At 71.9% G+C, this 7,033-nt stretch carries 6 protein-coding genes; 1 reads left to right on the top strand and 5 read right to left on the bottom strand.

Annotated elements, in window-relative coordinates:
• Window positions 1-146: 146 nt before the first annotated feature.
• The 5 genes from ACZ69M_RS42080 to ACZ69M_RS42060 are packed head-to-tail and all read right to left on the bottom strand — an operon-like array spanning window position 147 to window position 5,745.
• Window positions 147-1,457: a DUF58 domain-containing protein gene (locus tag ACZ69M_RS42080; RefSeq protein ID WP_470058447.1), complete on the bottom strand. Its 1,311-nt coding sequence runs from the start codon at window positions 1,455-1,457 to the stop codon at window positions 147-149.
• Window positions 1,457-2,449, bottom strand: a complete 993-nt coding sequence (locus ACZ69M_RS42075; RefSeq protein ID WP_470058446.1) for an AAA family ATPase — start codon at window positions 2,447-2,449, stop codon at window positions 1,457-1,459. The genes ACZ69M_RS42080 and ACZ69M_RS42075 overlap by 1 nt, the downstream gene beginning before the upstream one ends.
• Complete coding sequence (locus tag ACZ69M_RS42070; RefSeq protein WP_470058444.1) at window positions 2,446-3,636, bottom strand: DUF4350 domain-containing protein; 1,191 nt, start codon at window positions 3,634-3,636, stop codon at window positions 2,446-2,448. The genes ACZ69M_RS42075 and ACZ69M_RS42070 overlap by 4 nt, the downstream gene beginning before the upstream one ends.
• Window positions 3,633-4,379: a DUF4129 domain-containing protein gene (locus tag ACZ69M_RS42065; RefSeq protein WP_470058442.1), complete on the bottom strand. Its 747-nt coding sequence runs from the start codon at window positions 4,377-4,379 to the stop codon at window positions 3,633-3,635. Before ACZ69M_RS42065 ends, ACZ69M_RS42070 begins: the two co-directional genes overlap by 4 nt.
• Window positions 4,380-4,383: 4 nt before the next feature.
• Entirely contained in the window at window positions 4,384-5,745 is a 1,362-nt protein-coding gene (locus tag ACZ69M_RS42060) for a DUF3824 domain-containing protein (RefSeq protein WP_470058440.1), read from the bottom strand.
• A 140-nt stretch (window positions 5,746-5,885) separates the two neighbouring features.
• Here ACZ69M_RS42060 and mtnA point away from each other — a divergent pair, with 140 nt between their 5' ends.
• Window positions 5,886-7,031, top strand: a complete 1,146-nt coding sequence (mtnA, locus tag ACZ69M_RS42055; RefSeq protein WP_470058438.1) for an S-methyl-5-thioribose-1-phosphate isomerase — start codon at window positions 5,886-5,888, stop codon at window positions 7,029-7,031.
• Window positions 7,032-7,033: the final 2 nt, after the last annotated feature.

Below are 7,033 nucleotides of genomic sequence, written 5' to 3'. Positions count from 1 at the left end.
AGGGGGGACCCTGTGGGAGAGTAGGACGCCGCCGAACTAATTGTAGGGAGAACCCCCGTACCGGGAAATCGGTACGGGGGTTTTCTGCGTTCAGGATCATCTTTTTGGGGCCTCTCGGGTCGAGAGGCCCCCTTTTTTGTACCCGTTTACAGCCGTCCCGCCGCTTTGAGCGCCAGATACGCATCCGCGAGGGCCGGCGCCAGGTTGTCCGGAATCGCGTCGACGACGGTTACTCCATGGCGCTGGAGTTGTTCGGCCGTGCGATGGCGTTCTGTCTGGGCCTGGGCCGCGGCTGCCGCTTCGTACACCGCCTCGGCGCTTCCCCGAGCCGTAGCCATGTGCGCGATATGGGGGTCGGCCACTGAGGCCACGAGAACTGTGTGGCGGTGGGTGAGACCGGAGAGTACGGGGAGCAGGCCCTCTTCGATGGGGGCCGCGTCGAGGCTGGTCAGCAACACGATCAGGGAACGGCGAGGGGCCGTACGGAGGGCCGTGGCGGTGAGGCCGCGGGCGTCCGTTTCGACGAGCTCCGGCTCCAGGGTCGCCATCGCGTTGACCAGGGAAGGGAGCACGTCGCCGGCCGAGCGGCCCTGGACCAGGGCGCGTACTCGGCGGTCATAGGCGAGGAGGTCCACGCGGTCGCCGGCCCGGGAGGCCAGAGCAGCCAGGAGGAGTGCCGCGTCCATGGAAGCGTCGAGACGCGGGGCGTCGCCCACGCGACCGGCGGAGGTTCGGCCCGTGTCGAGGACCAGGAGGATGTGGCGGTCGCGCTCGGGACGCCAGGTGCGTACGGCGACCGTGGTCTGGCGGGCCGTGGCGCGCCAGTCGATGGAACGGGTGTCGTCGCCGGGGACGTACTCGCGCAGGCTGTCGAATTCCGTGCCCTCGCCGCGGGTCAGGACGCTGGTGCGGCCGTCGAGTTCGCGGAGGCGGGCCAGTTTGGAGGGGAGGTGCTTGCGGCTGGTGAAGGGTGGCAGGACTCGTACGGTCCAGGGCACCTGGTGGCTGCCTTGGCGGGAGAAGAGACCGAGGGGGCCGTACGAGCGGATGGTGACGCGGTCGGCCTGGCGGTCGCCTCGGCGGGTGGGGCGCAGGCGGGTGGTCAGGCGTCGTCGCTCGCCGGCGGGGACCGTCAGGCGGTGGCGGGAGGCGGCCACCTCGGTGCCCGGCTCCCAGCTGCTCGGAGGCCAGGCGTCACGGAGGCGGGCGCGCAGGAGGCGGCCGGAGGGGTTGGTGACGGTCAGCGTGACATCGGCGGTTTCGCCCAGGCGTACGGAAGTGTCGCCGGAGCGGGTCAGGCCGAGGCGGCGTACGGGTGCGGCCAGGGCGGCGTCGCAGGCGCAGGCCAGGGCCAGGGGAGCGTTCACGGCGAGGATGCCCGCCCAGCTCGGCTCCCAGATGCCGACGGGGAGTGTGCCGAGGGCCGCGAGCAGGGCGGCGCGTCCGGTGAGTGCCATCAGCGGGGGACGGGGACGTGGGCGAGGATCGCGTTGATGACCGAGTCGGCCGTCACGCCCTCCATCTCGGCCTCGGGGCGGAGCTGGATGCGGTGGCGGAGGGTGGGCAGGGCCAGGGCCTTCACGTCGTCGGGGATGACGTAGTCGCGGCCGGTCAGCCAGGCCCAGGCACGGGCGGTGGCGAGGAGGGCGGTCGCGCCGCGCGGGGAGACGCCGAGGGTGAGGGACGGCGATTCGCGGGTGGCGCGGCAGATGTCGACGACGTATCCGGTGATTTCAGGGGAGACCGAGGTCTTGGCCACGGCGGCTCGGGCGGCTTCCAGGTCGGCCGCGCCCGCCACGGGACGTACGCCGGCGGCGCGCAGGTCGCGCGGGTTGAAGCCCTCGGCGTGGCGGGTGAGGACGTCGATCTCGTCCTGACGGGACGGCAGAGGGATCGTCAGTTTCAGGAGGAAGCGGTCCAGTTGGGCTTCGGGCAGAGGATACGTTCCCTCGTACTCGACAGGGTTCTGGGTCGCGGCGACCAGGAAGGGTTCCGGGAGCGGGCGGGGAGTGCCGTCGACCGTGACTTGACGCTCCTCCATCGCTTCGAGGAGGGACGACTGGGTCTTGGGCGGGGTGCGGTTGATCTCGTCGGCCAGCAGGAGGTTCGTGAAGACCGGGCCGGGCTGGAAGGAGAACTCGGCCGTGCGGGCGTCGTAGACGAGTGAGCCGGTGATGTCGCTCGGCATCAGGTCGGGAGTGAACTGGACGCGCTTGGTGTCGAGTTCGAGCGCGGATGCGAGCGCGCGGACGAGCAACGTTTTGGCGACTCCGGGGACTCCTTCTAGTAGAACGTGTCCGCGGCAGAGGAGAGCGACGACGAGGCCGGTCACGGCGGGGTCCTGGCCGACCACGGCTTTGGCGATCTCGGTGCGCAGGGCTTCCAGGGAGGAGCGGGCGGTGCCCGAATCCCCGGTGTACCCGGCGTTGTCAGTGGTCGGGGCCATCATGAACGGCGTACCTCTCTTTCGAGGGCGTCGAGTTGGTCGGCGAGGGAGATGAGGGCCGCGTCGTCGCTGGGCGGCGGGCCGAAGAGGAGGGTGTGCAGGGACTGTCCGTCGCGGTTGAGGCGGGCGGACAGGGCGGGGAGCAGTGCCTCGGGCGCGTGCGCCTGAGCGGGGGATACGCCGATGAGGGGGGCGAGTCGGGTGCGGGTGGTGGAGCGCAGAGCGGCGGCCGCGCGGTCGCGGGCGTTGGCCTTGCGGTAGAGGCGGGCGCGGCCTTCGACGGTTTCGGAGGCGCGGATCGCGACGGGGAGGCGTTCGGGTACGAGGGGGCCGAGTCGGCGTGCCCGCCAGAGGGCGGCCAGGCCTGCCGCGATGAAGAGCTGAAGGGTGCCCCAGAGCCAGCCCGAGGGGAGCAGGTCGAGGAAGGTCTTTTTGCCCGCGTCGGTGGCCGAGGTGTCGGAGAGGGAGGGGAGGTACCAGACCAAGTGGGGGCGGGAACCGAGCAGTTGGAGGGCGAGCGAGGCGTTGCCCTGCTTGTCGAGACGTTTGTTGTAGAGGATGTCGGGGGCGCCGATGACTACGGTGTCGCCGTTCCCGGTGGCCGCCGGGATGCGCAGCAGGGTGGGCAGGCCGTCGCTGGGGTAGCAGAGATCGGCGCCGGGGTCGTTGGTGCTGTAGCGGATGCCGCCGGTGTCGGCGCTGCCCGCCCGGCGGGCGGCGGCCAGGTCGCAGCCGGGGGAGAGCGTCGAGCGGAAGCTGATCGCGGGATCGGCGGTGACTCCGGGGGCGAGGGTGCCGAGGGAGGGCGAGTCGGGGGCGATCAGGATCGTGCGGCCGCCGGAGTTCTTGGTCGCCGCGCGGAGGCCGGCCTGCTGATGGTCGGTCAGCAGGTCCGGGGCGGCGACGAGGAGAGTGGTGTCGGCGCCGGCCGCGGCGCGGGCCTCGTCCAGGGTGGTGACCACGCGTGTGGAGACCCCGCGGTCGCCGAGGAGTTCGGCGGTGGCGCGGCTGCCGTAGGGGTCTGCGGAGCGTGGGTCGAGGCGGCCGTGCTGGGCGCCGGAGCGGATCGCGGCGATCGCGACGGCGGCCGCGAGCAGGATCACGACGGCGAGAACGATGCCTCGGGTGCGGGTCCACACCTGGCGGGCGGTGGGCGAGGCCGAGGTGGATGTGAGGGTGGCCTCGGTCATGAGGCGGCCCCCTGGCGGCTGTTGTGGTCCGTGCTCTGGGCGTTGCTGGTGAGTACGGGTTTGGTGCGCTCGAGGTCCCGGTCGAGTTCGGTGAGGCGGTGGTATGTGTCGGAGCCCGCGGACCGGCCGCCGTATGTGACCTCGTCGAAGTCCCGGGCGGCGGCGCGCAGTCGGTCCGTGTGGGAGGGCAGTGTGCGGCCCGCTTCGGCGGCGGCCTCGTCCGCGGTGCGGCCGGGGCGTGGGTCGAGCAGGGCGCGCTCCTCGAGGGAGCGCACGACGGCGCGCATGCGTTCCTGGACGGCTTGGTTCCAGTGGGCCTGGGCGGCGTGCGCTTCGGCGGCCGCGCGGTGTTCGGCGGCGCTGCGGGGGCGGTCGTCGAAGAGTGCGGCGGAGGAGGTGGGGGTGCGGTGCGGGGTGCCGAGGCGCCACCAGAGGGCGGCCACGACCGCCAGCACCGCCACCACGATGACGACAAGTCCGAGCGTGCCGCCGGGAGTCGCCGTGGAGGCGGCGCTGAACAGTTTGTCGACCCAGTCCCAGAAGGCGTTCAGCGCGCGTTGCACCGGGCTGGGGTCGTTCTCGTGGTACATCCGTTTGGACAGTTCGCGCTTGGCCGCCTCCCGCGCGGGGTCGCGCGGGATCGTCACCGGTGGTTCGTCGTCGCGCGGCAGCGCGAGTACGGCCGTGATGCCGGTGCGCGGCAGTGCCAGTACCGCTGTGAGAACTCCCCCCGCCGGACTCACCGCATCAGCTCCCCGGAGTGGTGCCGGGGGTGCTGGAGCCGTAGTCCTGGACACCGGCGGCGCGTGCCAGGTCGAGGTCGAGGGCCTCGCGGCGGATGCGCTGGTCGATGTAGAGGAGCACGGTGACGCCCGCGGAGATCGGGAAGGTGATCATGGAGCCGATCACCGCACCGATTCCGCTGACGATGAGGAACGTCCAGCCGGAGCTGCCGCCGCTGCCGAGGAAGCCGGCGACGCCGTCGCCGCTCAGGGCGGAGGCGATGAGCGCGAAGGGGATCACGATGATCGACGCCACGATGTTGGCGATGATCGTGGCGAGCAGCTGGATGCCGAAGACTCGCCACCAGGAGCCGCGGACGAGCTTCGCGGAGCGGCTCATCGACTTCAGGACGCCTTGCTTCTCCAGCATCAGGGCGGGCGAGGCGAGCGAGAAGCGGATCATCAGCCAGAGGGCGACGACGCCCGCGCCGAGTCCGCCGAGGACTGCGAGTGCGGCGCCCGCGCTGCTCGAGCCGGCGAGGGCGATGAGGAGGCCGGGAAGAGTACCGACGGTGATGATCGCGACGGCGATGAGCGGCAGCAGGAAGGTCAGGGCGAACAGCTTCGGCAGCCGGGGTCTGGCGTCGCGCCAGGCCTCGGCGGTGGTCACCGACTTGCCGAGCACCGCGCGGCTGGTCACGGAGGTGAGCAGGGCCGTGGCGACGATGGTGCCGAGCAGGCCGATGAGCACGACGACCCCGGAGCTCAGCAGGGTGTCGCCCAGGGCGCGGCTCAGCTCGCCGGCGGTGGCGCTCGGGTCGTTGAGGACGTCCGTGCTCGTGCTGTCGTCCAGGACCAGGCCCTGGAGCAGGATGATCGCGATCTGTGTGACGACGGCGACGGTGAGCGAGATGCCCAGGACAGTGCGCCAGTAGGTCCGCATGGTGGAGACCGCGCCGTCGAGGATCTCGCCGACGCCGAGCGGGCGCAGAGGGATCACGCCGGGCTTGGCGGCGGGCGGCGGGCCGCCCCAGTTGCCGCCCCAGCCACCGGGACCTCCTGGGCCTCCGTAGCCACGGCCGGGTCCTCCCCAGCCGCCGTAGCCGCCGCCCTGGCCTCCGTAGCCGCCCGCGCCAGGGGGCTGCTGGCCGCCCCAGCCGGGGCCGGGGGGCGGTGGCGGCGGGGCCTGGCCGGGGCCCTGTGGGCTGGGAGCGGACCACTGGCCGGGCGGGGGCTGCTCCTTGGACCACTTCGAGGGCGGCTCCGGCTGGTTCGCGCCACCTCGGTCCGCGGGCTGCTCCGGGGGCTCGGGGGCGCCGGAGTTGTCCGGCTCCTGCCCGTCGGAGGGGGCAGATCCGGGCGAGGCCCAGCCCGGAGTGTCTTTCATCGTCGCTCCTTCACGGTGCCCGTCCGCGGTCGCGGTGGCAGGTTGGCAGCCATCGTGCCACGGTGTGCCTGGCATGGGACCGGCCCCCGTATGGGGTGGACACCTTCAATTGTCCGCCTGCTACGGGGCAGACTGGGCGGATGGCTGATCAGTACGCGCAATTCCGCGAGGGCGACGGGCTACTGGAGATACCGGCGATCCGCTGGGACGAGCCGCCGGAAGGGCCGGTGCTGGTCCTTCTCGACCAGACACGGTTGCCGGCCGAGGAAGTCGAGTTGGTGTGCACGGACGCCCCCGCACTGGTGGAGGCGATTCGCACGCTGGCCGTGCGAGGGGCGCCGTTGCTGGGTATCGCCGGGGCGTACGGAGTCGCGCTCGCCGCCGTGCGCGGCTTCGACGTGGACGATGCCGCCCGGGCGCTGGCGGGCGCCCGGCCCACCGCGGTGAACCTCGCTGTCGGTGTGCGCCGGGCGCAGACGGCGTATCGTGCCGCGCTCTCCGGCGGCGGTGATCAGCGGCAGGCCGCCGGGGCGGCGCTTGAAGCGGCGCGGGCGTTGCACCGGGAGGATGCCGCGGCCAGTGCTCGGATGGCCGAGCACGGGTTGGCGCTGCTCGACGAGCTGTTGCCGGGTGGCGGGCACCGGATTCTGACGCATTGCAACACCGGAGCGCTGGTGTCCGGCGGGGAGGGCACGGCCTTCGCGGTGGCTCTCGCGGCGCATCGGGCGGGGCAGCTGCGGAGGCTCTGGGTGGACGAAACGCGTCCGTTGCTGCAAGGTGCTCGCCTGACGGCTTACGAGGCGGCGCGCAACGGAATGGCGTACACCTTGCTCACGGACAACGCGGCGGGATCACTGTTCGCGGCGGGGGAGGTGGACGCGGTGCTCATCGGGGCCGATCGGATCGCTGCCGACGGTTCGGTGGCGAACAAGGTGGGGAGCTATCCGCTCGCGGTGCTGGCCCGGTATCACCATGTGCCATTCATCGTGGTGGCGCCGGTGACGACGGTGGACCCGGACACCCCGGACGGAGCATCCATCGAGGTCGAGCAGCGTCCCGGTCACGAAGTGACCGAGGTCACAGCACCCCAGGTGCCTGTGGCAGGAGTGGAAGCGGGAGGCGGGATACCGGTGGCACCCCTGGGGACCCAGGCGTACAACCCGGCATTCGATGTGACGCCGCCCGAGTTGGTGACGGCGATCGTGACCGAAGAGGGCGCTGTGTCGCCCGTGACAGCAGAGGCACTCGCTGAGCTGTGTGGCAGGTCACGCCAGGTAACGATTTAGTT

The organism is Streptomyces sp. NPDC107454, from assembly GCF_055582885.1.
Note: the sequence above shows the minus strand (reverse complement) of the source record. Positions and strands in the feature narration are given on the sequence as shown.